The sequence below is a fragment of the Methylophilus glucosoxydans genome, assembly GCF_042676145.1.
GTDB lineage: Bacteria > Pseudomonadota > Gammaproteobacteria > Burkholderiales > Methylophilaceae > Methylophilus > Methylophilus glucosoxydans.
In genome coordinates this window covers 251,238-275,350 of sequence record NZ_JBHTJW010000002.1, presented here as the reverse complement: position 1 = coordinate 275,350, position 24,113 = coordinate 251,238, and the positions used below count along the sequence as shown (strand labels likewise).

The window sequence follows — 24,113 nt, the reverse complement described above, 5'->3', positions numbered from 1 at the left end:
TGTTGTTAACTAGGCCCTGTAAATGGATAACAACCGTTTATATTAGTTCCCAAAAAAAAACGGCTCTAACTAGAGCCGTTTCTTTATACCACACAACGATTACAAGCTGTAAGCACGCTCGCCATGTTCAGTCGTGTCCAGACCTTCGCGCTCATATTCTTCACTCACACGCAGACCGACAACCGCATCTACCACTTTGTAAAGAATGACGCTCACAATACCTGTCCAGATCAAGGTCACGACCACTGCGATGATCTGAGTAGAGACCTGACCACCCATCGTCACACCTTCTGCGTAACCAACACCACCCAAACCTGGTGACATCAATACGCCAGTGCCAACAGCACCCCAGATACCGGCCAAGCCGTGCACACCGAACACATCCAGTGAGTCATCGTAGCCCAGTGCACCTTTCAGTTTAGTCACGCCCCACAGGCTGATAAAGCTGGCAGTGAAGCCAAGGATGATCGAACCCATCGGGCCGATAAAGCCGCAAGCAGGGGTAATCGCAACCAAACCAGCCACTGCACCAGAAGCGGCACCCAGCATGCTTGGCTTACCTCTGAACAACCATTCAGCAAAAATCCAGCCCAGTACAGCAGAACCTGTTGCCAATTGTGTATTGATCAGCACCATACCGGCAATGCCATCAGCAGCCAGTTCACTACCGACGTTAAAGCCAAACCAACCTACCCACAGCAAGGAAGCACCAATCATGGTCATCACCAGGTTGTGCGGAGGCATGGCTTCTTTACCGTAACCAATACGTTTGCCCAACATGATGGCACCAATCAAGGCAGCGATACCAGCGTTGATATGTACGACAGTACCACCAGCAAAGTCTTTGGCACCCAGCTCTGCCAGGTAACCACCACCCCATACCATGTGTGCGATTGGGATGTAGGCAAAAGTCACCCACAATGCCGTGAACAACAATACAGCAGAGAACTTCATACGCTCAGCAAAACCACCAACAATCAACCCCGGTGTAATGGCAGCAAATGTCAGCTGGAAGGTCAAGAATACATACTCTGGAATCGTGCCAGACAAACTAGCTGGTGTAATACCCGCCAGAAACGCCTTGCTTAATCCACCGACAATCATGTTACCTTCGCTGAAAGCCATGCTGTAACCATACGCAGCCCACAATACAGAAATCATAGAGAAGACAACAAACACTTGCATCAGCACTGACAACATATTTTTCTGACGCACCAAACCGCCGTAGAACAACGCCAGGCCAGGAATCGTCATCAAAATCACCAGCACAGTGGCAACAATCATAAACGCGGTATTACCCACATCCAGCGTTGGGGCTGGTGCTGCTTCAGCAGCAGGGGCAGCTTCGGCCGCTGCAGGCGCTTCGGCCGCAGGTGCCGCATCAGTAGAAACGGTTTCTTGTACTGTGATGGTTTCGGTCACAGTTTCTTCTGCATAACTGACTGGGCTTGCCGCCAGACCCATCACGGCGACCAGCGATAATATGGAAAGAATTTTCTTCATAACAGAAGCCCTTTCTTATAGCGCATCCGGACCGGTTTCGCCGGTACGTATACGGTAAACTTGTTCCAAATCGAAGACAAAGACTTTGCCATCGCCGATTTTGCCTGTTGCGGCTGCTTTTTCAATCGCGTCTACGACCTGATCCAGCATGTCATCTTTGATCGCAACTTCGAGTTTAACTTTAGGCAAAAAATCTACGACATATTCAGCACCACGATACAACTCAGTGTGCCCTTTTTGACGGCCAAATCCTTTGACTTCAGTGACAGTGATGCCTTGTACGCCAATATTGGACAAAGCCTCACGCACCTCATCAAGCTTGAATGGCTTGATTATTGCGGATACAAATTTCATTTGCTTCTCCCGTTGTTAACTCTGGCAGGCACATGCCCGCCAGATCTAAAACTTGCTTAGTTAGAATGTACGACCCAAAGTCAGCACAAAACGACCATCGCTCAGGTTTTTAGTTTGTGTACTCCCGTTAAAGCTAGAGCCACCATAGCCTTTGTCACTCCAGTAGCTATCGTTGCTTGAATCCACCCAGTACACACCAGCATTCCAACCTTCTGTGGCACCGATCTTGAAAGCCTTACTTAAACCAATTTTCCAGTCAGTGTAGTCGGGGGTAGTTCTTTCAGTAGTGGCTGAAGGCTGCTGTCCAGAACTTGAGATATAATCTGTGTTTAGACGACCATTAACATCAAGTGCGCCTACGTGTGCAATCAGAGTTAAGTCCCACCATGGCAACGGATATGCAGCGTTAATTTCAATATAAGTAGACCCTTTTGTACTACCAGTCCAACCAGTTTTTCTATCTGCGCCAAACCAGTCAGTCAATGTATAAGAAAGTTTTGCGCTAATCCAGTCATATGAGATACCCGCATTAAATTCATATGTATCCCAACGCCCACCTTGAGGTGTTTGTTGGGCTTGACTGTTGTCAGGATTGTTGGCACCAGTGAATCTATATTTTTTCCAAGAACCGCCCGGATACATGTATCCATAAATACCAACCGTATAACCCAGTTTTTCCACTGCTGGTATCGTACCGTTAAAACCTGCGTAAACATCAATTTCAGTGTTTGCATCAGGATAGGTATTTGGTGTTACACCAGAACCCCAGACACCGGCATAGAAACCGCTAGAATGCGTAATATCCATACCGCCTTGTACAGTCGGCTTATGCCAGGATTGTGAAATACCACGGAAGTAGTAGTCAGATACCACACCGATGTTACCTGTGGCAGTCCAATCGGAACTACTTTGTTTTTCTTCCATGTATGGTGCTTTTGCCTCTTTAAGCTCTTCATGCAAAACCTGTGGCTCATCGGCATGTGCGAAATTAGCGAAAGACAGTGTCGCAAGTACAGCTGTAATTAACTTAGATTGGCGCATTTATTTAGTCCTCTCTCTGTGAAAATCTTGATCGAATTGTTGTAAACGAGAATGAAACAACATTGACCTAAAAGCAAAGCACGTGCCAACCTATATAATCATTAAAAATCAATAAATTAATGAAATGATTTAATCAAAAAAGTTAAATTAATAGCGCAACAGTCTGTTATTTATTAAAAACATATAAAAATCAACTATTTGCATACACTTTTTTGATGTGCTTACATGCTAAAATAGCCTCACAAGGAGAGCCTGCCATGCTATTTTCAAACGAAAAAATTAAAGAATTATCTTTTAAAATCAAACAACTAATTGATTCAAGCCCCATTTCAGAGCTTGAAACCAACTTGCATGCACTAATTCAGGGCATGCTCCCCAAAATGGAACTTGTTTCGCGCGAGGAATTTGATATTCAGGCCGCTTTGCTGGCACGCACGCAGCAACAATTAAAACAGCTTGAAGAAAAAATCAGCCAGCTAGAACAAGCCAACGCCGCCAGAAAGTAAAATTTAATTTACAATTGTTAGCATTCTTTGGTGCGGGAGTGCTACATGAGTTTGGCCGTGTTATACAGTCGGGCCCTAAGTGGGATGGATGCACCAGAAGTGGTGGTAGAAGTGCATCTCGCCAATGGCCTGCCCAGCTTCACTATCGTCGGGCTGCCAGAAACCGAAGTGAAAGAGAGCAAAGACCGGGTTAGGGCGGCGATTCAAACCGCACAGTTTGAATTCCCGGCGCGGCGGATTACAGTCAATCTGGCACCGGCAGATCTGCCCAAAGAGGGTGGCCGTTACGATTTGCCGATTGCGCTTGGGATTTTGGCAGCCTCCGGGCAATTACCTAAACAAGCGCTGACCAACTATGTCATCGCTGGCGAGCTGGCACTGACAGGCGAGTTAAGGCCGATACGCGGCGCCCTGGCGATGACTTACCAACTGATTCAGGGCCCGGCGCATAAAAGGGCGGCGATTTTGCCCCAGGAGAGTGCGCATGAGGCAAGCCTGGTTGAGGGATGTTCCATTTTTGCCGCGAATAGCCTGCTTGAAGTCTGTGCCCATCTGTCTGGTAAACAATCGCTACCCCCTCACCCGCTGGTGCTGACAGAATCCTCGTTAAGCTTTCCGGATTACCTCGAAGTCAAAGGTCAATTACGCGCCAAGCGCGCGCTGGAAATTGCCGCGGCAGGCCAACATAGTTTATTGATGAGCGGCCCGCCAGGCACAGGCAAAAGCATGCTGGCGAACCGGTTTAATAGCATTCTGCCAGACATGACTACGCAGGAAGCGCTGGAAAGTGCGGCAATTTTGTCACTGACCGGCCAGTTTCCGGCCAGCCAGTGGAAAAAGCGGCCATTCAGGGCGCCACATCACACCGCCTCTGCCGTGGCACTGGTGGGTGGTGGCAGTGTGCCCAGACCCGGAGAAATCAGCCTCGCCCATCACGGCGTGTTATTTTTGGATGAGCTGCCTGAGTTCGACAGGAAAGTGCTGGAGGTGCTCCGCGAGCCGCTGGAAAGTGGCAATATCACCATTTCTCGCGCAGCCAGACAAGCAACTTTCCCGGCCCAGTTTCAACTGCTTGCAGCGATGAATCCTTGTCCATGTGGCTATTACGGGCACTATACCCAACGCTGCCGCTGTACGCCTGAGCAAATTCTGCGCTATAAAAATAAACTTTCCGGCCCGCTGCTGGACAGGATAGACATGAATATTGATGTGCCAGCACTCAAGCCAGAAGAGTTGTCACATGACCATCATGGTGAGCAGAGTGCGGCCATTCGTGCACGCGTGATTCAGGCGCGAGAGCGTCAACTGACCCGCCAACAGAAACCGAATGCAGCCTTGGGTGCGCTCGAAATTTCCACCCATTGTCAGTTGGGTGACCAGGCGAATCACTTACTGCAAATGGCGGTGCAAAAGTTTTCACTGTCTGCCCGCAGCTATCATCGCATCCTCAAGGTCGCCAGAACCATCGCTGACCTGGCCCAGGCCGAACACATTCTGGATAAGCACATTGCAGAGGCGCTACAATATCGGCGTCATGACTATTGAAAGCGTATTCCACATGCAACTTTATGATGCCAGTATCGCCCCGCTGATTCGCAACCTGCAAAATCTCGAGCACATCCTGCGGCAAGGGGAAGCCTATGCAGAACAGAAAAAAGTCGCACCAGAAGTGCTACTGAATAGCCGCTTGTATGTGGACATGTACCCATTAATCAAACAGGTGCAACTGGTGAGTGACATGAGCAAAGGGGCGGGTGGACGACTCGCTGGCATAGACATTCCGCAATATGCGGATGATGAAGCGAGTTTTGAACAGCTCTACGCCAGAATCGCCAAGACAGTCGCGTTTCTCGAAGCCATCAAGCCTTCACAGCTGGAAGGCGCCGAGCATAAAGAAGTGGTGTTAACCATACGTAAAGTGGATCTGACCTTCTCCGGCTTGGATTATCTCGAAAAATGGGTCATGCCCAATGTCTATTTTCATGTCACCACGGCATACAACATTTTGCGCCATCTTGGGGTGCCACTGGGCAAAACCGACTACCTGGGTCAAAAGCGCTGATGCCTCAAGGCCGTTTGCGCCAGTAGCCCGGTTGCTGGTCTGACTGCAACATGGCTTTACGGCGCAATGTCTCATAGGCTTCGCTGTCTGAAATTCCTTGGGCAGAGGCCATCGCTTTCGCCTGCTTGTTCGCGGCAACCACCCAGTCAGGATTTTCCTGATAGCCCCGGTCTTGCATGCAATGTTCCAACACGCGTGACTGTCTAGCCGCTTTTTCCAGCTTCTGGAAGGGTAGTTGCTCTGGTAACGCGGCCGCTGCCTTACTGGAAATCAAATCACACTCATTGATAGTATGAGCCAGCGCACTTTGCGCAGGTGAAGACGCTGGCAACTGCAGCGATTGCCAATACCAATACCCCACCGCCGCCAGCATCGCCATCAACACAACCCACATAAACCGACTCGCACGCATGCATCCGACTCCTTTTTGTTGTTCAACCCTGCCAATATTTTAAGCCAAACCGGCCGACAGCCCTTATAAAAGCTGGATTGGTTCATTAAAGCGTCATACAAGACCATTAACATAGATTTAAATGATCGCATGAACAAATTAATTCAAGAATGGAAACCTGATGACGTTAATACAAGTATACATAAACAGAACTAAAGGACGCCCCATGAAAGACTTGCAACAAGACGAGCCGCTGACTTATACCGCCAGCATGCCAGAATTGATGACGGCGCAGGACATTATGTATCTGGCTGAAGATATCACTGCAGACAGCAACATTCAGGCAATTTACAAACCTGCTGAGCTGACGCTGGAAGTCGTGTAAAACACACCGGCAGTTTGCCTCACACCGCTACGCAGTTCATAGCGTGGCATAGAATCGCATGTTGCTTGCCCAGACACCCAACTGGTCCAGCCCTCAACTGATAGACACCCGCCTGACGTTTGCCTACAATAAAACTTCTCTTCAAACGGACGAGAAGGAGGCAACCATGTTTTTAGGCGCAGCAGGCATCTACACACTGATTGGGATCGTCGTCGCAATTTGCCTGATATTGTATGTATTTTCAAAAAAGGTAAAGTAATCCGTATCACATAAAAAAGCCCCGTTTACGGGGCTTTTTTATTGCACACCTCAGATTGGTTACTGGGATTGGTTACTGGATCAATTCACGCCAGCTTTGCTTGGTGCCATAACTACCATTGCTTTTTTGCTTGAAAATCACCGTGGCCTTGCTGGATCCCGACAACCCAAATATCTGGTCATCCAGGCTTAATTGCTGCGGGGTAGGGTCATTACTGCCAGTCACCACAACATGCGGCACGCCATTCCCGTCATAGACAATATTAAACCCAACGGCGGGTGTGGTCATAGGCTCAGAAATGGCACCGCTAGGCAACAAAGAGCCGCCTTTTTTATAGTTAAAGAAGTTAAACCAGCCATAGCCGGCACCACTACAAGCCTCACTACTTGGCACGAGCGTTGGCATCATCAGGGCGCCATTCAGCAGCAATGGATCCAGATTGACACGTTCCCCTGCAGGAAAATCCAGCACCCAGCCATAGCCAGAATCAAAATTCACCGTGCCAGTGGAGGTCACCGTACGATCCCCGCTTAACACTTGCGTCGTTAACTGACTACGGCCAATTGGCGTGGTCTGGCCGCCATCCTTAAACACATAGACAGAGTTCTGAGGCGTATTGGTTAAATCGGCAGGCTCCAGAAACTTGCCGGTACCCACCATGACCACCATATTTTTATCGACCTTGCCCAACTCTGGCTGGGTAGTCACTTTTTGTGCAGTACCGCCACCCGCAGTCAAGCTCGCAATTTTATTGACGGTATTGGTATTGATATTAAAACGCCAGATATTGCCATTTAAATCGCCACCATACACATTTAATACCGTGTTGTTCTCAAACATTTGCTCAGCGTAGCCGGAAATTTTTGCCAAGCCGCTAGGGTTGGCAGCATCCCCCTCGCCAGTCGTCAATGTTTTTAACAGGCTGCCTGTTCTTGCATCGAGGACATACAAATAGCCACGGCCATCGCCGACCGGATTGTTTGCAACAAAGGTGCCGTCGTTGAGTTTGCGAGCATTGGTGCCGTTGTTGTAACCAGAAGTCAGAAGCACCACCCAGCGCCCATCCAGCATTTTAGTCACCATCGGATTACCAAAGCTGTAGCCTAGCGTATTGTTTATGCCATCTGGCTGAGCATAAAACTCCCAAAGGACTTGTGGGTTTTCCGGTGTGGTCACATCCAGCGCAAAATAGCCACGCCCGCCCCCGTTAAGCCCGGAAACCAAAATCGTACGCCACTCCGCATTGTCCCCGGTGCAAGCTGAGATACAGATATCCGTGACCACCGGGCTGCCATTGACATAATTGGTATGGTAATTGGCACCATATTCCTTATCTGCCAGATTGGCCAGATTCGGAATGACTGGAGATGGGATAAAAGCCCATAGCTCTGTGCCGTCATTGGCATTGAACGCATGTAGCATGCCATCGTTAGCCCCGACATAGACGGCGGCTGTGCGTGTTTTAGCCCAAGTTTTGTAAGCCTTATAGCCAGGATCGAGATAATCAACGTTCGAAGCCCTGAAATAACTGGGGCGAGATTGTGAGATATCGCCCAGTGTTGCCTGCCGCTCTCTGAATAAGCGGTTGGCAGGCACTGTATTCATACTGTTGTCTTCATAGGTCTTATTCCCAATCAGGTAATCAACCAGCTTGTCGGCTTTTTGAGTATCTGTCATTTTCGGATCGGTGGCAGGCAAGGCTTTCATCTGGCTTAAAGCGTTATAACCTTCTTCCAGTTTAGTTCTATACGCTGCCGGTAAATTACCAGGTTTAAAGTCAGCACGTGCATTGTTATTGTTAAAGTAAATTTTACGTTGCCCAATTTGCGTTTTGAGCTTGCCATCACAGCTTCGGGCAATGGGCACATAGCATGCTGTTGCGTCACCAAAATTCAGCACTGATCCCAGAGAACCGTTAGCGTTGCTACAAGTTGAATCGCTGGAGTTGCTGGTTTTGCAATACAAGTTACTGTCTGGTCCGGTATAGGCTGTGGCTGGAGAGGTACAGGCCTCAGCCGCCACATTTTCCACGCACCAAACTGCAGTTTCAGAGGTCTGCAAGGAGTTGGTATTGACCGTCCGCGCTTCAAGGTTACCCGTCCATTTTACTGACTGATAACTGGCCACATACTGGAAGTTATCGCCATTGGTCGGCGCAAGGCTACTGGCCGCAGCCGCGGCACTCGCACCCTGGATGGATTTAATCTCTGACAAGCCCTTGGCCAAGGACTCGCGCAACAGCTTGGGGTTGCTGGCACTATAGTAGGTGCCGCCGGCATTCACAGCCGCATGCCATAAATCATCAATACGGGTGCCATTTTCCGCCAGGGTGGGATCAGGCCAGTTTTTGCGCATGGGCGTCGCGCTTAAGTCTTTAAAGTCGCCCATGGTCTGCGTTTTATAATCATCGGTATAAAGCAGGGTCCCAGCAATGCCCAGGCCCAAGGTCAAGGTGACCATGTTTTGCTTGGGGTAATCCGTCGCCGTGCCACAAACGGATGAACCCAAAGATCCCGTGCAATTGGAGAGCGTGCTGTCACGGATATCCGTGTCATAAAAATACTTGGCCGTATCCGCCAAGGTATTGGATTTGTTACTGCTATCAAACTGTGGCGCAGGCGTACTGCCGCCATCCTGATTACCTATCGCAGTTGAACCATTAATGCGTGTAGGATTGCCGCTATCGTTCCAATAGCCGTCTGTGGTCAACAAGGTAAAGTTGGATTGGCAGGCATACTGTATCGGATCATCGGTTCCTAACGTCTTTTTGCCAGCATAGTGTTTGCCCACATTGGCAAGGGCAGTGCGCAACGGCGTCCCGCCACCAGGATTGACTGCAAACAATTTATCGTACCAGGATTGCTTTTGCGAGCTGTCAAAAGGAGCCAGCGGCAGATAATTAGAAGATGAATTATTAATCGTCACAAATCCCACCCTATACCTGGAATCCAGGGCTTTAAACGCCTGGCTGGCGGCAGTTTTCATCGAGAGCATGCGTGTACGATAATAGGTGACCCAATTAGCATAATTGGTAAACTCTTCGCTATAGGTGCAAGTAGCCGCAGCACAATCGGTTCGCTCGGCGCCTTTGCTGGTCGCCCCCGGCGCGCTATAACTGGTTTGGGCAGTCGTAATTTCCTGATATATCAGGCTGCCGGGAATATCCGTGTTATTCGTGGATAACTGTGTGGCCGTATAGCTGCCTCCCGACCCGGAAAAAGTCACTTGTATCGGACTGGCCGGGTTGAGGGCATCCCCGGCAAAGGTACTAAAATCAAAACTACTGCCATTGTTGCTGATGACAACATTGCCTGCCAATTTGCAAGCGCCTGTCATGGAGGAGTTACAGAGATTATTTTGTACGCGGCTAGAGACTGTCGAGGCGTTGGAACTCGAGGTGGTCGCGGCAGACAGCAACTCAATATTATTGATTTTGACGCTGGTCACTCTCACCGAACCACTGATACTAAAACTCAGCCGATACCGCGCGCTTGGTTCCCTCAAGTAAACATAGGTATTGCTATCATTCACTGTAGAGACATTATTGCGGATGCCCTGGCAACGGTCTTGCGTCCCACCACTGGAATCGAGTGTTCTTTTTTTAGAGGCAGCATCCGAGTTACACCAGCGCAAGGTGGCCGGATAATTATAGGCAACGCCATTCACCGTGGTTTTAGTTTTTGAAACTACACAACTGGTCAATGCAGGCGTGGTACAAAACTCACCCGGCACATAAGCGTAGTAATAGGCTGATGAGCCTCGCGTAATATTGCCATACACTGTGGTGACGTTTTCAGAAAAACCACTGAACGAGGTTTTATTGGCAAGGCTCGTCCCCAAGTAATTGAGCGGTGTACTGTAGGTCACTTCAGGGTTATAAAACTGTGTATTGTAGGCCGAGTTACTAAATAACCAGTCGGCGGCATCATAGGTATACCAGGACCAGCCGCTGGAATAGGAACGGCCATCAGGATCATCCGCGGCCCAGTCAGGGGTATAGTTGAAGCCCATACTGCCGGAGTTATCCAGCACAAACATCAGATTGGGTTTTACATCCGAGCTCCCGGAAGTTTGCAGCGGCATGGTGGCCAAGTCGAGAAACTCCGCCATGACCAAACCAGGCAATGCCAGTATCAGGAAAACAATTGTATGAAGGCAACGTGTTGATTTCATCATTCCACCTGTTTAGTTGGAGATAAATGACTGCATATAAGTCACCGTATTTTTAGGGCCAGCGATACGCAAAGTAACGCGGTAGAGTGGCGAGTCCGAACTTGAGACGCAACGTTTGAACAGCTCCATGTTGTTGATATTGTGTGAGCAGTTTTCACCATTGTTGGGCGAGCTGGCCATCATGCAGCGCGAGGCATTGGTGGCTGCACTGCCTGCATTGATTTCGGCATTGCTGAAGTTACACATGCGCTCAATGACAAAGCGAATCTGATTACCCTGACGGTCCATGCCATTACGAATTTCGTCATTGCCGTCGGTCTGGTTAGGGACCTGGCTACTGTTGCTGTCATCCCAGGTCATGGTAGTGAGCTGCTTGCCATCACAAATTTGTGCATCCGGATTAGTATCAAATTGACTGCAGTTTGCGTAATAGCCAAGCTGCGGATGATGGGTAGTACTGACCTCAAGCACAACGTTTTTGGCAATATATTCAGTAATTCCTTCTAGCACGACATTGGCCGTGGTCGTCGCGGATTGGCGATAGACGAGGTTGCCGGACACCAGCGCATTGGTATCTACGCTACGGATCAAGGCAACGGCGGCAATAGACATCACTGCCAGCGCCAGCAAGGCAAAAAACAAGACGATCCCTCGCTGCGCTAAGGGCAGCCGGGCTTGATTGGAAGGGGTATACGGATCAGAGCGCATCACGATTCCAAAGAATATTTCTGAGAGGAATGTTGGCCTCAAAGGTCCGGTAGCGATACTGTTGCCATTGAGGCAGCGCTGTTAAATCGACATTGGCAGGATTGGCATCTGCCTGCCAGACACAGACCTTGGCGAGCCCGGCAACGGAACCATTACATGCCTGGCTAACGGCTTTTTTCTGTAGATTGCCATCCCTGGTCACCACCGCAATGCGGATGGCACGGATACGGTTTCTGTCGATGAGCGAAATCGTGTCGCCAAAGATGCCGGTAGCATCCACCCAGCGGTCAACCCGGTTTAAAAAGCCGGCAGCCGTGGCCGAGGGCGACGTAGGATCAATGGTGTCAGAGATGCCATATTGCGCCTGCAAGCTCACTATGTCACTGGCGACAGGGATCGCAGCGGCATTGGGGAAAGGATCTGTCCCTGGCGTGCCGCCGCTCCTGGTCAACTCCAAGGTGCCACTAACACGGTACTCATACTGGTTCCAGGCGCCCAGGCAAGAGAATCGTACCCAGTCAGCCCCGTTCAAAATTGTTACCGGGCTGGCGGTGGGTGGCGTATTGAGCTCGCTCAGCGTATTGATGGTCCGGTCAGCGTTTAACTTTTTCAGCCTGGCCAGACTACAGTTGGGACTGCTCGGCGTTTGGTGATAGAGCACCACATCGTTTTCCTGGCAGCCAATCAGGCGGCCATCCAGGGTAGGCGTAGTAATCGTGCCCGTCGCACGCAGTGACGCACCTCCGCTGGCCGGATTACCATAGCGAATGCGCACAATATCACTGCCTGCGCCGCCATCCACAATCACCACGGGTGATAAATTGATGACGACGCCCCCTTGATTGATGGATGTCTCTATCGGGCACAACAACGGGGATGGGTCTGAGCTGTTATAAAGCGGCAGTCCATATCCGGCATTCTGAGCATCACGCTGCATGTAGTACATGGCCAGCACGCCATTCGACTGAGCATCGCTACCGCCGGTAATGGCACGTTTTCTTGCTTCAAAACCGGTAAACAGGTTGCTGATCGCCAAAGTAGCCACCAGGCCAATCAGCAACCCGACCAGGAGCTCTACCAGGCTAAAGCCTGACTGCAACCGCTGTGATTTTGTGCCTACCCTATTCATCTGCTGGCCTTTGCTCAGGGTGTGACATCAAACAAATAGCTGGACGCATTAACTAAATGGCGCGTGCCGCCCGGTACTTGCCAGCCCACCGTGACGGTGATCATGCTGTTGGTGATGGCAGAAAAACTCAGGGTGCCGTTGGGTAACTGGGTTTTAATACTTTCCGTATCCACCTGGCTGACATAAGTCGCAGCATCACCGCCATAGGCCATCAGATTGGCAATATGGGTCTGTGCAATCAGCTGTGCCTCGGCACGGTAACGATTGTCACTGCTATTCTTGATCATGGCGCTTTGCAAGCCAACCAGGGCCAGCACCCCCATGCTAAAAATCACGACCGCCACCATCGCCTCAATCAATACAGATCCGGCTTGCTGGCCCAACGTGCGTCGCGCCCTGTTAATGGATGTTTTTAACATGCGCGGGTATCCCCAACCGTGGTCACCGCAGGGTCGCAAACCTTGACGTTGCCGCCTGCCGCCAATGTCACTCTCAATGCTTTACGTTCTTCTGCCTTGACCTGGCTGTTACTCACATTCACCATGGTCAGCGCATCCGGGCTGGCCGGGTCGCGCGTACCAAAACTGCTAAACACCGCGGTATAGTTATCTGCAGTCACGGTGACATTGCTGGATGCGCCTTCGGTGGCACTTTTCTGGGTGATGACCGCTGGGCAGGCTGGCGTGATGGCAACGCAGCCAATTTGCCAGGCACTGTTGGTTTGCAAAGTGAATTTCACTCGACTATTACGCTTGATCGCTTCGGCACGTGATTGCTGCAAACCGTTCCTGACAGACTCGGCCACGGTTCTGATTTGCGAATTGCCAATCGCCGTCTGAAAAGCCGGGATGGCAATACTGGAGACCGCCACCATCACAACCACGGTGACGACCAGCTCAATCAAGGTAAAGCCTTGCTGCTGCATTAGCAACTTCCTGAGGATGAAGTCAGCCAGCAAGTGGCGCCAGTGGTGCCGTCGTAAATAGAGGTCTTGGCGTTATCCTGGTTGACGGTAAATGAAAAATTACCCATGTTCTGCGCTGATTTGCCTGTCGCTTTCAGGGTGTAAGTCGTTGCTGACTGGTTATCAATCGAGTAATCGAAATACTTGGCATCACTTGGGTTGCAGACAAAGCCCACGTAGGTAAAGTTATCCTGGTAAAACTGTTCGACCTGCACACGGCAATTGGCCAGATTGGCAGGTGCCTCCGCCGCGTTGCCACTTTTGACATAATCCTGGTAACCCGGCACGGCAATGCTGGCGAGCAAGCCGATAATGGCCACCACCACCATGACTTCAATCAGACTAAAGCCTTGTTGTAAAAGACGCTTCATGAATATCCCCTTTTTGCACAGCCTTATCATGCAAACAGCGATTCTTCCTGTCTAGCAGTAGCCGACTAGCGGTTAACCCTGGCCGACAAACGGTAGCCTTGCCCCGAGCGAGCGCGACCAGGCATGGGCCTGCGCAGCTTTAGTGGTAAAATCTGGCTTTATTTTGATTGGACGCCAGGATCATGTTTGCCAGCTCTACAAAATTAATAGCACTTGCGCTGCTGTTATGCACACTGAGTGCTTGTGGCCTCAAAGGCAATTTGTATCTTCCTGAGCGTCAGTATCCTCAACCACAACCGCCATCAGACAAGTCGCCATCGTGATCCCGTTTTCAACCCAACAAGGCCTGCTACATGCCGAAAATGTAGCCTTGCGTGATATTGCGCAAACCCACCAAACCCCCACCTACGTCTATTCGCGGGCGGCACTCACCCAGGCGTTTGAGCGTTTTGCTGCCGGGCTGCGTGGGCATGACCATTTGGTCTGTTTTGCCGTGAAGGCCAACCCTAGCCTGGCGATACTGAATCTGTTTGCCCGCCTGGGTGCCGGCTTTGATATTGTGTCTGGCGGAGAGCTGGCCCGTGTAATTGCAGCTGGCGGTGATCCGAAAAAAGTCGTGTTCTCTGGCGTTGGAAAATCCCACGCTGAAATTGAGGCCGCCCTTGAAGCAGGGATCTATTGCTTTAACGTAGAGTCTATCAATGAGCTGGACCGTATCCAGCAAGTGGCGGCTCGCTTGGGTAAACAGGCCCCGGTTTCGTTGCGGGTCAATCCAAATGTGGACGCAAAAACCCACCCTTATATCTCTACCGGCCTTAAAAATAACAAGTTTGGCGTGGCGTTTGAAGATGCACTGGCTTTGTATGAAAAAGCGGCGCAATTGCCCAACATTGCCGTGCATGGCGTCGATTGCCATATTGGCTCGCAGATTACCGAGCTATCGCCGTTTCTAGATGCGCTGGATAAAGTCCTCGGTTTAGTAGATGCGCTGGCGGCCAAAGGCATCCCTATTCAGCATATTGATGTCGGCGGCGGCGTAGGCATTACCTACAGTGACGAAACCCCGCCGGACTTTGCCGCCTATACGGCAGCCATCCTGCAAAAACTGGCAGGCAGAAACGTCAAGGTACTGTTTGAACCCGGCCGCGCGCTGGTCGGCAATGCAGGCGTATTACTGACCAAAGTCGAATACCTCAAGCCAGGTGAGACCAAAAACTTCGCCATCGTCGATGCCGCCATGAACGACCTCATGCGCCCCGCCTTGTACGACGCTTTTCACAATATCACGACCATTGCCCCGTCTACGGCACCGACTGCAGTCTATGAAATCGTAGGCCCCGTCTGCGAAAGTGGTGACTTTTTGGGCCATGACCGGACACTGGCAATTGCAGAAGGCGATTATCTGGCCATACACTCTGCCGGTGCTTATGGCATGAGCATGGCCAGCAACTACAACACGCGTGCACGTGCCGCAGAGGTGCTAGTAGACGGCGATCAGGTGCATGTGATTCGCGAGCGCGAGCAGATTGCTGATCTGTTTAAACTGGAGCGCGTCTTGCCGTAACATTGGCCGTCATTGCAATTTTCAGCAGTAAACAATAAAAAACCGAAGCATTTGATTGCTTCGGTTTTTTATTGTTAAAGATACGTGTTAATCAAAAATCACGGTTTTGTTCGCATAAAGCAAAATACGATGCTCAATATGCCAGCGTACCGCTTTGGAGAGCACAACCCGTTCCAGATCACGGCCTTTCTGAATCAGGTCCTCCACCTGGTCACGGTGAGAAATACGCGCCAGATCCTGCTCAATAATAGGGCCCTCATCCAATACCTCAGTCACATAATGGCTGGTCGCACCAATCAGCTTCACACCGCGCTCAAAGGCACGGTGATAGGGGCGCGCACCGATAAAGGCTGGCAAAAATGAATGGTGGATATTGATAATCCGCTGAGGATAGCGCGCGACAAACTCGGGGGACAGAATCTGCATGTATCTTGCCAGCACAATCAGGTCAATCTTGTGTTGATCAAACAAGGCAAACTGCTGTGCTTCAACCTCAGCCTTGGTTTCCTTGGTCATCGGCAAATAGTGAAACGGGATGCCATAGAACTGCGCCAGTTTTTCCGTATCTTTATGATTACTGATAATGAGCGGAATCTCGCAGGCCAGCTCGCCACTATGATGACGGTGCAGCAGGTCTACCAGGCAATGATCATATTGCGACACCATGATCGCCATGCGCGTTTTTTGCTCAGACAATTTGAGTTGCCAGGTCATGGCAAAGCGTTGCGCCACAGGGCCGAACGCCTGCTCGAAATCGGCCACCGCCACATTGAAATTGGTCAGGTCCCACTCGACGCGCATCAAAAACAGATTATTTTCCGCATCCTGATGCTGGTCTGCGTGTAAAATATTGGCATTGTGCTCATACAAAAATTGCGCAATCGCCGCCACAATCCCTTTGGTATCCGGGCAGGTAATCAGCAAGGTAGCAGTGTTTTTCATAACATGGGCTTTAAGCGAGCAACAAAAATGCAGATTATACCTGATGCCTGCCAGCCCTTGTGGTTGACCTTGGCACTTGCAGGCGCAGACAGCAGCAGACTCTTGACGGAATTCATTATGCAAACAGAAGTGACACCTGAGATCGTATTGGCCAACCCGCGTGGCTTTTGTGCGGGCGTAGACCGTGCCATTATTATTGTCGAACAGGCACTCGAAAAATTCGGCGCGCCGATTTATGTGCGCAATGAAGTGGTTCACAACAAATTTGTCGTGGGTCAATTGCGCGACAAAGGCGCCATTTTTGTCGATGATCTGGAAAAAATTCCGGCAGGCAGCATTGTGATTTTTAGTGCGCATGGCGTTTCCAAAGCGGTGCGCGCAGAGGCAGAGTCGCGCGGCCTGACGGCGTTTGACGCCACTTGTCCGCTGGTGACCAAGGTGCATATCGAGGTCGCCAAAATGCGTAAAGATGGTCTGGAGATCATTATGATCGGCCACAAAGGCCATCCAGAAGTCGAAGGCACCATGGGCCAGTCCGAGGCTGGCATGTATCTGGTGGAAACCCCGGAAGAGGTGACCGCCCTCACCGTCACCGACCCTGACAAACTGGCCTATGTGACACAAACCACCTTATCGGTGGATGACGCCACTCAGGTCATCAACGCCCTCAAAACACGCTTCCCCAACATTAAGGCACCCAAAAGCGATGATATTTGCTATGCCACGCAAAATCGGCAGGACGCGGTGAAAATCATGGCCAAAGACTGTGATCTGGTGATTATTGTCGGCTCACCCAATAGCTCTAACTCAAACCGTTTGCGTGAAGTTGCCAAAAACCAGGGCGTAGAAGCTTATATGGTCGATAATGCCAGCCACCTGCAAGCAGGCTGGTTACAAGGTAAAAAGAAAATCGGCATTTCTGCCGGTGCCTCAGCCCCTGAGGTGTTAGTACAGGAAGTGATTGCTGCTTTGAAAAACATGGGGGCTAACCAGGTGGAAGAGTTGCAAGGGGTAGTGGAAAACGTCGTGTTCCAGCTGCCCAAAAACCTGGTCAATGCAGAGAAGCGCAGCACGGTTTAAACGCTTGCCGCATTGATTGGCTGGCCGTCCCTTGCTAAGATTGGCAAACAATGTTCGCCTTGTTTGCCGGTGTAGCTCAGTTGGTAGAGCGGTTCATTCGTAATGAAAAGGTCGGGGGTTCGATTCCCTTCTCCGGCACCATCCACACATCAAAAAATTCCGACCGGCCACCGGCAAAAAAAAGCCCAAGCCATTTCAGCTTGGGACAAGCAATATCCTCGGGAAAGGATAGTCGGGAAACTCGCATGTGATTGTTGTTAACTGCCATTGCGATTAAATTCCACTACACTTATTCACGTATGCATGATTTGTGCCAAATCATTTAAACAGTCCAGGCACTTGATTTTAATTGAATAAATCTAGACATTGGGCGCACTCGCCCACAAGAACTGATTGATATCAACCACCAATCTGGTTTCATTGAACCAAATTGGTGGTTATGCAGCGCGCGGACGGCGCAGGTCGGAAAACAGCGGGAACAACAAAGGCAACAACAACAGTGTGAACAAGGTCGCGGTAATTAAACCACCGACAATCACCACCGCAAACGGCCGCTGGGTTTCGGAGCCAATGCCATGCGAGAGCGCCGCTGGCATCAAGCCCAACCCGGCCATCAAGGCCGTCATCAATATCGGGCGCAAGCGGGCAACCGCCCCTTCAATCACCGACTCTGACAGTTCTCTGCCTTCGCGCATCAAACTCTTGATCTGCTCGACCATGATCACCCCGTTTTGCACCGAAATGCCGGCCAGCGCAATAAAACCGACGGCGGCAGACACGGACAAATGCAGTCCGGCCACGGCCAGTCCGGCCAGGCCGCCCACCAGCGTAAATGGAATCATCAGCAACACTAGCAAAGCATTTTTGACCGACTTGAATGCCCAAAACAGCAAGATAAAAATCAACAACACAGACAAGGGCACAATTACCATCAGCCGCTTCATGGCCCGTTGCTGGTTTTCAAATTGCCCGCCCCAGGTCATGCTGTAGCCAGGCGGTAGCTTGACCTGTGCCTTGACCTGTTGCATGGCTTCTTGCACAAAGCTGCCCTGATCGCGGTCTGTAATATTGGCTTTGATCGAGACAATACGGGAGCCTGATTCGCGGCTGACACGTGAAGCCCCTTCCTTGATGGTCACCTCGGCTACCTCGCTGAGCGGGATGCTGCCGTTTCCATTTGGCAAGGCAATCGGTAACTCGTCAATATCATCCACAGAATCGCGGAAAGGCCTGTCCAGCCTTAAAGTGACATCAAAATGCCGGTCGCCATCGTAAAATGTGTTCGCCGGATTGCCAGCCAACGCGGTTTGTACCGTATTGTTAACATCGCCCGCCATCAGGCCATAGCGCGATAATTGGGCACGATTAAGCGTGATATCTAGCTCAGAGTTGCCTGAAATGCGGACTGCCGCCACATCGGTTGCGCCACGCACGTGATTAATGACATCGACCACCTCTGCCGCTTTCTGCTCGAGAATCGTTAAATCCGGGCCGAAAATCTTGACTGCAATTTCACCTTTCACGCCAGACAACGCCTCTTCCACACTGTCCTGAATCACTTGCGAAAAGTTGGTGGGCACGCCCGGAATCTCGTGGATACGGCGCGACATATCCTTGATCAGCGATTCCTTATCGGCAAACTTCCATTCGCTGTGCGGCTTGAGATCAGCCAGAATCTCCATGTGATAAGGCCCCTTAGGGTCGGTGCCGTCATCTGGCCGTCCGACATGCGACACCACCAACCTCACCTCTTGGTAGCTATTCAGAATCTTGCGGATTTCTCGCTCGATCTCTTTGGTTTTTTCCAGGCCAGCCGAGGGTGGCAAATCAACGGTGAGCCAGATATTGCCTTCATCCAGCTTGGGGAGGAATTCCGAGCCTAACATGGGCGCAGAGAGCACGGATATAACCAAAATGCCCCCGGATAAAATGACTACCCATGCGCGGCATTTGCGGGTTTTAAGCAAAATATGACGATAGGCATTTTGCAAGCTTTGCATCCAGTGGCTGTGCTTTTCCGCCATATCCTCACGCTTCATGGTGTATGACAACAAGGCTGGCACCAGCGTCAAAGTCAGGATAATGGCGCCCAGCAAGGCAAAACTCAAGGTGAATGCCATCGGCGAGAAAATTTTTCCTTCTACGCGTTGAAAGGTAAAAATCGGCAAAAAGGCAGTGATGATGATGGCTTTGGAGAACAGAATCGGGTGCCCCATATCAATCGCCGTGCTTTTAAGCGTCTGCATGCGCCAGGCCAGCCCCATATTGCCTTGTGTTTTATCCACCTCAGCCACCGCCAGGCGCACCATCAGCGCCTCTACCAGCACCACTGCACTGTCAATAATAATGCCAAAGTCTACCGCCCCGAGCGAGATCAGGTTAGCGGAGACACCGCGTAAATCCATGACAATAAAGGCAAATAACAGGGATAACGGAATCACCGAAGCCACAATCAGGGCGGCGCGCCAGTTGCGCAAAAACACTACCAAAATCGTCACCACCAGCAATGCGCCGACAATCAGGTTTTCTGCCACGGTATGCACGGTGTGGTGAACCAGGCCGGTGCGGTCATAAAAAGGCACGATTTTGACGCCGGGCGGCAGGGTCTGATTGACCAGATCCACCTTCTCGCGCAAGGCGTCGATCACTTTGGCGGCATTCTGGCCCTTGGTCATCAGCACGATGCCTTCAATAATGTCATCCTGCTGATTAAAGGAAACGATGCCCGAACGGGGGCGGTCACCAATCACCACCTGACCAAGGTCGCTGACCAGAATCGGCTTGCCATCCCGCGTATCCACGACGGATTGCGCAATATCATCCAGACTGCGAAACAGGCCTATGCCACGCACCACCAGCGACTCGTCGCCTCTGTGCATGAGTCCGCCACCCACGTTACTGCTGTTGTTGCTGACCGCCTGGTTAACCTGATCAATACTCACATCAAACTTTTTCAAGCGGTAAGGATCCAGCTTGATTTGGTATTCCTTGACCGTCCCGCCAAAACTGGTGATATCGGCCACCCCTGGCACCATGCGCAATTGCGGGATAATTTTCCAGTCCTGGATAGCGCGGATTTCGCGTTGCGGCATCTCTGCCGGTGCTTCAACCAAATAGCGGTAAACCTCCCCCACCGCCGTCGTCAGCGGTGCCAGCGTGGGTTGCAAGCCGATGGGCAAGCTCACCCCTTGTAAACGCTCTAACACCTGCTGCCGCGCAAAATAATCTTGCGTGCGCTCGGCAAAAGTGAGGGTGACCACGGAGAGCCCGGTAATAGACACCGAACGGATTTGTGCCAGTCCCGGCACCCCGCTCATCCCATGCTCAATCGGCAGTGAAACGACGCGCTCGACCTCTTCTGGCGCCATGCCCGGCGATTGTGTCACGATAATCACGTGCACATCTTCAACATCGGGGAACGCTTCAATTGGCAGGTTTTGCACCGCAAACCAGCCAAAAATCATGAGCACAACCGCGCCAATCAGCAGAAATACACGCTGTTGCAGTGAGAAGGTGATCAAGCCTTTTAACATCGCCTATTTACTCACGGACAAATCTGAATTGAGCAGAATGGCGCCGCTGGTCACGATGCGCTCACCCGGGTTTAAGCCGGTTTTCACGGTGGCATATTCCCGCCGTTGTAAATCCAGCACGACTTTACGCTTGCTAAAATGCAAGGGCTGCTCTTCTACAAAGACATAGCTGTAGAGTCCCTCGGTAATCAGGGCACTGTTGGGCACGCGGATGACGCGATGCTGGCTGGTATCCAGCGGCGTGATGCGCGCATACATTTCTGGTTTGAGCTTGCCTTTGCTGTCGAGCAGGCAACGCACAGGAATCCGGCGCGTGGTCGGGTCTACCATGATGCCTATTGTTTTAATTTCGCCGTCAAACACCTCGTCAGGATAGGCATCCACCTGGACACTGAGCTTTTGCCCTTGAGAAATCCGGCTCAAGTCCCGCTCTGGCAAATCGATACTGGCCCAGACGTGGCTGGGGTCCGTGATCAAAAACAAAGGATCTGCCGCATCGGGGCGGACCTCGCTACCGGGATTCACTTTCCGGTCAACCACCACCCCCGCGATTGGCGAGCGCACGACATAGCGATCACTTGCCCCGGTCGAGACCCGCAGGTTTTTCAACCTCGCCATCGCGCGCTCATGTTCTGCACGCGCACTCGCCCAGTCCGCCTGTGCGACTTCCATGTCTTTTCTGGCCAGCACCCCGCCTTCAACCAGCATGCGGCTACGCTCCAGCGACTGTTGTTTGAGTCCCAAATCTGCCTGTGCTTTGCGCACATCCGCGACCGCCGCCCCCACATCCGGCGAGTCCATCACCAGCAAGGGCTGACCGGCTTTCACGGCTTCGCCGACTTGTGCCTGAATATTCAGCGCTCGTCCGGCCACTGGCGAATACACCCGTGCTGTCCGGTTTTCATCAAACACAATCTTGCCGTTGAGGGGCTCGGTCACCGGCACCGGGATCTCGGTGACGGGTTCAATTTTGAGACTGTTTAATTGTGGCGAACCCGACGTCAGTACAATCTGGTTGGCTGGTTGCGCGGGCACTCGGGCATTTTTGTCTGCAGCCATGGCTGAAGCCATGCAAATCCCTATCGCGCACAAGATAAATACGATCTGGCGCATCGCCTTGACGGTAGCAGGGGGGGAAGCCATGGAAGTGAATGAGCGCATCATAAAATTATTCTTGATAGACAAATGCCTGGCGGGTGGCCGCTAACCAGGCGGATAAGGACTTGGCATAATCAGCTTTGACGCTGACTGCCTCCAGTTGGAGCGTGCGTAAAATACGTCTGGCATCGAGCAAATCCATGACATTCATGGCGCCATGCTTGTAAGCAAACTCTGCCGCATCTGCTGCGTTTTGCGCTTCACGCAGAATGCTCTGGTCAAAACGTCGATTTTTATCAATCGCGGCATCCAAATCTGCTTTGGCCTGCCTCATTTCGGCAATCGCCGCCGCCTGCACACGCTCTCTGGCCTCGATTGCACTGGTATAGCCAACTTCAGCCCGTGCGGCCTCGCCCTCATACTGATAATTGGTAAACAAAGGAATACTCAATGAAGCGCCTATGGTATCTGGTGCCGATCCAGGCTCCTGCCCGGGAAAATGCTGGTAAGCAAACGACCAGGTAAAATCTCTGACCTTGAGCGACTCCGCAAGCTTTCTGGTCTGCTGGGCCTGCTCCATGCGCGCTTCAGCAGCCTTCACATCCGGACGTTGTGGTAACCAGCCAGTGTCTTTCTCAGCCGCTGGATTGGCCGAGGGCTCTGTAATCAGGGCGGGCCAGGGGTCCGTCACACGGAGCTTACTCGCATCCTGATCCTTGCCAAGCAAGTAAGCCAGCATGGCTTGCGCTTTTTGCACAGTCGCCTCAGCCTGGCGCAAATCATTGCTGGCCCGCAGGGCATCTACCCGGATGCGCGCTACATCGGCCGACGCCACATCGCCTGCTTTCAGACGCAATTGCGCTGCCTGCAGTGTTTTCTCGTAACTACTGACATTCGCCTGCTGAATGAGCAGACTTTCCTGGGCAAGTTTGAGATCAAAATAGGCATTGGCCATGGCCAACGCCTGTTGACGATAGGTTTCCCCCAGGTCGAGCCGGCTCGCTTTGACCGCACTTTCCGCCACGGCAGAACGCAGTGCCCGCTTGTCACCACGCTCATACAACTGAGTGACCTGCACCGCCGAGTTATAGGTTTGATCCAACAGGTCTCGTTTGCCGTTTTGGTTTTTATTGCCTTGGCCGCGATTGAGGTTGAGACTGGAAAGGCCGAGTGACAAGACCGGGTTTGGTTTTTGGCCAGCAATCAGGGTATCGGCTTCTGCACTTTCAATCGCCCGCTTGGCAGCGAGCAGATCACGGTTATTGCCTGCAAACACAAGTTCCGCCTGTTGCAGGCTGAGCTGGTCCCATGCAACTGCTGGAGCGACACCGGAATCCGCAACCGCCTCAAAACAGACCATCAGCAACACGCAAAGCCAGCCCTGCTGACGCCTCAACATAACACCTATCCCTGTGCTCATCACTTAAATTTTTATGGTATACACCTGATTATCCTTATCATAGTAGGCTTATCTGCTTACGACAATCTTTCACTGAACGCATCCTGACAAAAAAGAGTCTATTGTAAACACCGACAGCCATGGACAAGGCCGCGGGCTTTATAGACAATCCTCCTTATGACACAACATTTCAAGATTCCCGTTTCCGCATTGGTGTTGATTCATACGCCAGATTTGCAAGTACTGTTGATGGAGCGTACGGACAAACCGGGATACTGGCAGTCAGTGACCGGGAGCATAGAAGCAGAAGAATCGCCCTATCAGGCAGCGATCCGCGAAGTGCGGGAAGAAACCGGCCTGGACGCGCTGGCTTACGACTTTGAAGATTGGCACGCCAGCAATGTGTATGAAATCTATCCGCATTGGCGTCACCGATATGCGCCCGGCGTCATGCAAAACACCGAGCACCTGTTTGGCTTGTGTCTGCCAGAGCCTCAGCCAGTCACGCTGGCGCCAGACGAACACACGCGCTATGAATGGGTGGACTGGCGGCAAGCGGCTAAAAAAGTCTTCAGCTGGACCAATGTGGATGCCCTTAAACGGCTGGGCGAAAAACACCGTTTAACACTGTAATTGCCAGCTTTGCAATTG

22 protein-coding genes and 1 tRNA gene are annotated in these 24,113 nt (G+C 51.4%); 9 read left to right on the top strand and 14 right to left on the bottom strand.

Annotated elements, in window-relative coordinates; genetic code table 11:
* Positions 1-99: 99 nt before the first annotated feature.
* From ACFQ1T_RS03830 to ACFQ1T_RS03820, 3 genes are read right to left on the bottom strand one after another with little or no spacing between them, the layout of a single operon-like run.
* On the bottom strand, positions 100-1,503 hold the full coding sequence (locus ACFQ1T_RS03830) for an ammonium transporter (RefSeq protein ID WP_379074068.1): 1,404 nt from the start codon (positions 1,501-1,503) through the stop codon (positions 100-102).
* 15 nt (positions 1,504-1,518) lie between these two features.
* The gene (gene glnK / locus ACFQ1T_RS03825) at positions 1,519-1,857 is read right to left on the bottom strand and encodes a P-II family nitrogen regulator (RefSeq protein ID WP_018986930.1); all 339 of its coding nucleotides are present in this window, start codon (positions 1,855-1,857) and stop codon (positions 1,519-1,521) included.
* Positions 1,858-1,917: 60 nt separating this feature from the next.
* Positions 1,918-2,898, bottom strand: coding sequence for a TorF family putative porin (locus ACFQ1T_RS03820; RefSeq protein WP_379074066.1), 981 nt, complete (start codon positions 2,896-2,898; stop codon positions 1,918-1,920).
* A 257-nt stretch (positions 2,899-3,155) separates the two neighbouring features.
* Between ACFQ1T_RS03820 and ACFQ1T_RS03815 the strand changes: the two genes are divergently transcribed.
* The 3 genes from ACFQ1T_RS03815 to ACFQ1T_RS03805 are packed head-to-tail and all read left to right on the top strand — an operon-like array spanning position 3,156 to position 5,466.
* Positions 3,156-3,404, top strand: a complete 249-nt coding sequence (locus tag ACFQ1T_RS03815) for an accessory factor UbiK family protein (protein WP_379074064.1) — start codon at positions 3,156-3,158, stop codon at positions 3,402-3,404.
* Positions 3,405-3,449: 45 nt separating this feature from the next.
* Positions 3,450-4,949, top strand: a complete 1,500-nt coding sequence (locus tag ACFQ1T_RS03810) for a YifB family Mg chelatase-like AAA ATPase (protein ID WP_379074062.1) — start codon at positions 3,450-3,452, stop codon at positions 4,947-4,949.
* A 13-nt stretch (positions 4,950-4,962) separates the two neighbouring features.
* The gene (locus ACFQ1T_RS03805; protein WP_379074060.1) at positions 4,963-5,466 is read left to right on the top strand and encodes a DUF1993 domain-containing protein; all 504 of its coding nucleotides are present in this window, start codon (positions 4,963-4,965) and stop codon (positions 5,464-5,466) included.
* A gap of 4 nt (positions 5,467-5,470) precedes the next feature.
* On the opposite strand, the gene ACFQ1T_RS03800 is transcribed toward ACFQ1T_RS03805, so the two are convergent.
* Positions 5,471-5,878: a hypothetical protein gene (locus tag ACFQ1T_RS03800; RefSeq protein WP_379074058.1), complete on the bottom strand. Its 408-nt coding sequence runs from the start codon at positions 5,876-5,878 to the stop codon at positions 5,471-5,473.
* 205 nt (positions 5,879-6,083) lie between these two features.
* Here ACFQ1T_RS03800 and ACFQ1T_RS03795 point away from each other — a divergent pair, with 205 nt between their 5' ends.
* A complete protein-coding gene (locus ACFQ1T_RS03795; RefSeq protein ID WP_194749004.1) occupies positions 6,084-6,242 on the top strand; it encodes a hypothetical protein in 159 nt (52 codons plus the stop codon).
* Between the two features lie 331 nt (positions 6,243-6,573).
* Here the strand turns inward: ACFQ1T_RS03795 and ACFQ1T_RS03790 are convergent, their stop codons facing one another.
* The 6 genes from ACFQ1T_RS03790 to ACFQ1T_RS03765 all read right to left on the bottom strand — a co-directional run bounded on the left by ACFQ1T_RS03790 (position 6,574) and on the right by ACFQ1T_RS03765 (position 13,846).
* Positions 6,574-10,611 carry a PilC/PilY family type IV pilus protein gene (locus ACFQ1T_RS03790; RefSeq protein WP_379074056.1) on the bottom strand — a complete coding sequence of 1,346 codons (4,038 nt, stop codon included), beginning with the start codon at positions 10,609-10,611 and terminating at the stop codon, positions 6,574-6,576.
* A gap of 75 nt (positions 10,612-10,686) precedes the next feature.
* On the bottom strand, positions 10,687-11,382 hold the full coding sequence (locus ACFQ1T_RS03785) for a pilus assembly PilX family protein (protein WP_379074054.1): 696 nt from the start codon (positions 11,380-11,382) through the stop codon (positions 10,687-10,689).
* Positions 11,372-12,511 (bottom strand): PilW family protein, encoded by a 1,140-nt coding sequence (locus ACFQ1T_RS03780; protein WP_379074052.1) that lies wholly within the window; start codon positions 12,509-12,511, stop codon positions 11,372-11,374. The genes ACFQ1T_RS03785 and ACFQ1T_RS03780 overlap by 11 nt, the downstream gene beginning before the upstream one ends.
* Before the next feature lie 14 nt (positions 12,512-12,525).
* Positions 12,526-12,930: a type IV pilus modification PilV family protein gene (locus tag ACFQ1T_RS03775; protein ID WP_194749008.1), complete on the bottom strand. Its 405-nt coding sequence runs from the start codon at positions 12,928-12,930 to the stop codon at positions 12,526-12,528.
* A complete protein-coding gene (locus tag ACFQ1T_RS03770; protein ID WP_194749009.1) occupies positions 12,924-13,436 on the bottom strand; it encodes a GspH/FimT family pseudopilin in 513 nt (170 codons plus the stop codon). The genes ACFQ1T_RS03775 and ACFQ1T_RS03770 overlap by 7 nt, the downstream gene beginning before the upstream one ends.
* Positions 13,436-13,846: a type IV pilin protein gene (locus ACFQ1T_RS03765; protein ID WP_194749010.1), complete on the bottom strand. Its 411-nt coding sequence runs from the start codon at positions 13,844-13,846 to the stop codon at positions 13,436-13,438. The genes ACFQ1T_RS03770 and ACFQ1T_RS03765 overlap by 1 nt, the downstream gene beginning before the upstream one ends.
* A 182-nt stretch (positions 13,847-14,028) precedes the next feature.
* Between ACFQ1T_RS03765 and lptM the strand changes: the two genes are divergently transcribed.
* Both lptM and lysA read left to right on the top strand, forming a co-directional pair.
* Positions 14,029-14,169, top strand: a complete 141-nt coding sequence (gene lptM, locus ACFQ1T_RS03760) for an LPS translocon maturation chaperone LptM (protein ID WP_379074049.1) — start codon at positions 14,029-14,031, stop codon at positions 14,167-14,169.
* Positions 14,166-15,410 carry a diaminopimelate decarboxylase gene (lysA, locus tag ACFQ1T_RS03755; RefSeq protein ID WP_379074047.1) on the top strand — a complete coding sequence of 415 codons (1,245 nt, stop codon included), beginning with the start codon at positions 14,166-14,168 and terminating at the stop codon, positions 15,408-15,410. Before lptM ends, lysA begins: the two co-directional genes overlap by 4 nt.
* Positions 15,411-15,497: 87 nt before the next feature.
* Here lysA and purU read toward each other — a convergent pair whose 3' ends face one another.
* Entirely contained in the window at positions 15,498-16,352 is an 855-nt protein-coding gene (purU, locus tag ACFQ1T_RS03750; protein WP_379074045.1) for a formyltetrahydrofolate deformylase, read from the bottom strand.
* A gap of 117 nt (positions 16,353-16,469) precedes the next feature.
* On the opposite strand from purU, the gene ispH reads away from it, so the two are divergent.
* Both ispH and ACFQ1T_RS03740 read left to right on the top strand, forming a co-directional pair.
* Positions 16,470-17,432 (top strand): 4-hydroxy-3-methylbut-2-enyl diphosphate reductase, encoded by a 963-nt coding sequence (gene ispH / locus ACFQ1T_RS03745; RefSeq protein ID WP_313985792.1) that lies wholly within the window; start codon positions 16,470-16,472, stop codon positions 17,430-17,432.
* A 65-nt stretch (positions 17,433-17,497) separates the two neighbouring features.
* Positions 17,498-17,573 (top strand) — tRNA-Thr (locus ACFQ1T_RS03740).
* Between the two features lie 296 nt (positions 17,574-17,869).
* Here the strand turns inward: ACFQ1T_RS03740 and ACFQ1T_RS03735 are convergent.
* Genes ACFQ1T_RS03735 through ACFQ1T_RS03725 form a run of 3 tightly spaced genes read right to left on the bottom strand, consistent with a single transcriptional unit; the run spans position 17,870 to position 23,462 of the window.
* Positions 17,870-20,965, bottom strand: coding sequence for an efflux RND transporter permease subunit (locus ACFQ1T_RS03735; RefSeq protein WP_379074043.1), 3,096 nt, complete (start codon positions 20,963-20,965; stop codon positions 17,870-17,872).
* A gap of 3 nt (positions 20,966-20,968) precedes the next feature.
* Positions 20,969-22,129 carry an efflux RND transporter periplasmic adaptor subunit gene (locus tag ACFQ1T_RS03730; RefSeq protein ID WP_379074041.1) on the bottom strand — a complete coding sequence of 387 codons (1,161 nt, stop codon included), beginning with the start codon at positions 22,127-22,129 and terminating at the stop codon, positions 20,969-20,971.
* A gap of 4 nt (positions 22,130-22,133) precedes the next feature.
* Positions 22,134-23,462, bottom strand: a complete 1,329-nt coding sequence (locus ACFQ1T_RS03725) for a TolC family protein (protein WP_379074039.1) — start codon at positions 23,460-23,462, stop codon at positions 22,134-22,136.
* Positions 23,463-23,639: 177 nt separating this feature from the next.
* On the opposite strand from ACFQ1T_RS03725, the gene nudB reads away from it, so the two are divergent.
* Complete coding sequence (gene nudB, locus ACFQ1T_RS03720; protein WP_338655834.1) at positions 23,640-24,095, top strand: dihydroneopterin triphosphate diphosphatase; 456 nt, start codon at positions 23,640-23,642, stop codon at positions 24,093-24,095.
* The last annotated feature ends 18 nt before the right edge of the window (positions 24,096-24,113 follow it).

Excerpts from the sequence above, each read along its gene's own strand:
- nudB (WP_338655834.1), top strand. The coding sequence starts at position 23,640 with ATGACACAACATTTCAAGATTCCCGTTTCCGCATTGGTGTTGATTCAT.
- glnK (WP_018986930.1), bottom strand. The coding sequence starts at position 1,857 with ATGAAATTTGTATCCGCAATAATCAAGCCATTCAAGCTTGATGAGGTG.
- ACFQ1T_RS03810 (WP_379074062.1), top strand. The coding sequence starts at position 3,450 with ATGAGTTTGGCCGTGTTATACAGTCGGGCCCTAAGTGGGATGGATGCA.
- ACFQ1T_RS03780 (WP_379074052.1), bottom strand. The coding sequence starts at position 12,511 with ATGAATAGGGTAGGCACAAAATCACAGCGGTTGCAGTCAGGCTTTAGC.
- ACFQ1T_RS03725 (WP_379074039.1), bottom strand. The coding sequence starts at position 23,462 with ATGTTGAGGCGTCAGCAGGGCTGGCTTTGCGTGTTGCTGATGGTCTGT.
- ACFQ1T_RS03775 (WP_194749008.1), bottom strand. The coding sequence starts at position 12,930 with ATGTTAAAAACATCCATTAACAGGGCGCGACGCACGTTGGGCCAGCAA.
- purU (WP_379074045.1), bottom strand. The coding sequence starts at position 16,352 with ATGAAAAACACTGCTACCTTGCTGATTACCTGCCCGGATACCAAAGGG.
- ACFQ1T_RS03770 (WP_194749009.1), bottom strand. The coding sequence starts at position 13,436 with ATGCAGCAGCAAGGCTTTACCTTGATTGAGCTGGTCGTCACCGTGGTT.
- ACFQ1T_RS03800 (WP_379074058.1), bottom strand. The coding sequence starts at position 5,878 with ATGCGTGCGAGTCGGTTTATGTGGGTTGTGTTGATGGCGATGCTGGCG.
- ispH (WP_313985792.1), top strand. The coding sequence starts at position 16,470 with ATGCAAACAGAAGTGACACCTGAGATCGTATTGGCCAACCCGCGTGGC.
- ACFQ1T_RS03795 (WP_194749004.1), top strand. The coding sequence starts at position 6,084 with ATGAAAGACTTGCAACAAGACGAGCCGCTGACTTATACCGCCAGCATG.
- ACFQ1T_RS03785 (WP_379074054.1), bottom strand. The coding sequence starts at position 11,382 with ATGCGCTCTGATCCGTATACCCCTTCCAATCAAGCCCGGCTGCCCTTA.
- ACFQ1T_RS03790 (WP_379074056.1), bottom strand. The coding sequence starts at position 10,611 with ATGGCGGAGTTTCTCGACTTGGCCACCATGCCGCTGCAAACTTCCGGG.
- ACFQ1T_RS03815 (WP_379074064.1), top strand. The coding sequence starts at position 3,156 with ATGCTATTTTCAAACGAAAAAATTAAAGAATTATCTTTTAAAATCAAA.
- ACFQ1T_RS03820 (WP_379074066.1), bottom strand. The coding sequence starts at position 2,898 with ATGCGCCAATCTAAGTTAATTACAGCTGTACTTGCGACACTGTCTTTC.
- lptM (WP_379074049.1), top strand. The coding sequence starts at position 14,029 with ATGTTTGCCAGCTCTACAAAATTAATAGCACTTGCGCTGCTGTTATGC.
- ACFQ1T_RS03765 (WP_194749010.1), bottom strand. The coding sequence starts at position 13,846 with ATGAAGCGTCTTTTACAACAAGGCTTTAGTCTGATTGAAGTCATGGTG.
- ACFQ1T_RS03735 (WP_379074043.1), bottom strand. The coding sequence starts at position 20,965 with ATGTTAAAAGGCTTGATCACCTTCTCACTGCAACAGCGTGTATTTCTG.
- ACFQ1T_RS03830 (WP_379074068.1), bottom strand. The coding sequence starts at position 1,503 with ATGAAGAAAATTCTTTCCATATTATCGCTGGTCGCCGTGATGGGTCTG.
- ACFQ1T_RS03730 (WP_379074041.1), bottom strand. The coding sequence starts at position 22,129 with ATGATGCGCTCATTCACTTCCATGGCTTCCCCCCCTGCTACCGTCAAG.
- ACFQ1T_RS03805 (WP_379074060.1), top strand. The coding sequence starts at position 4,963 with ATGCAACTTTATGATGCCAGTATCGCCCCGCTGATTCGCAACCTGCAA.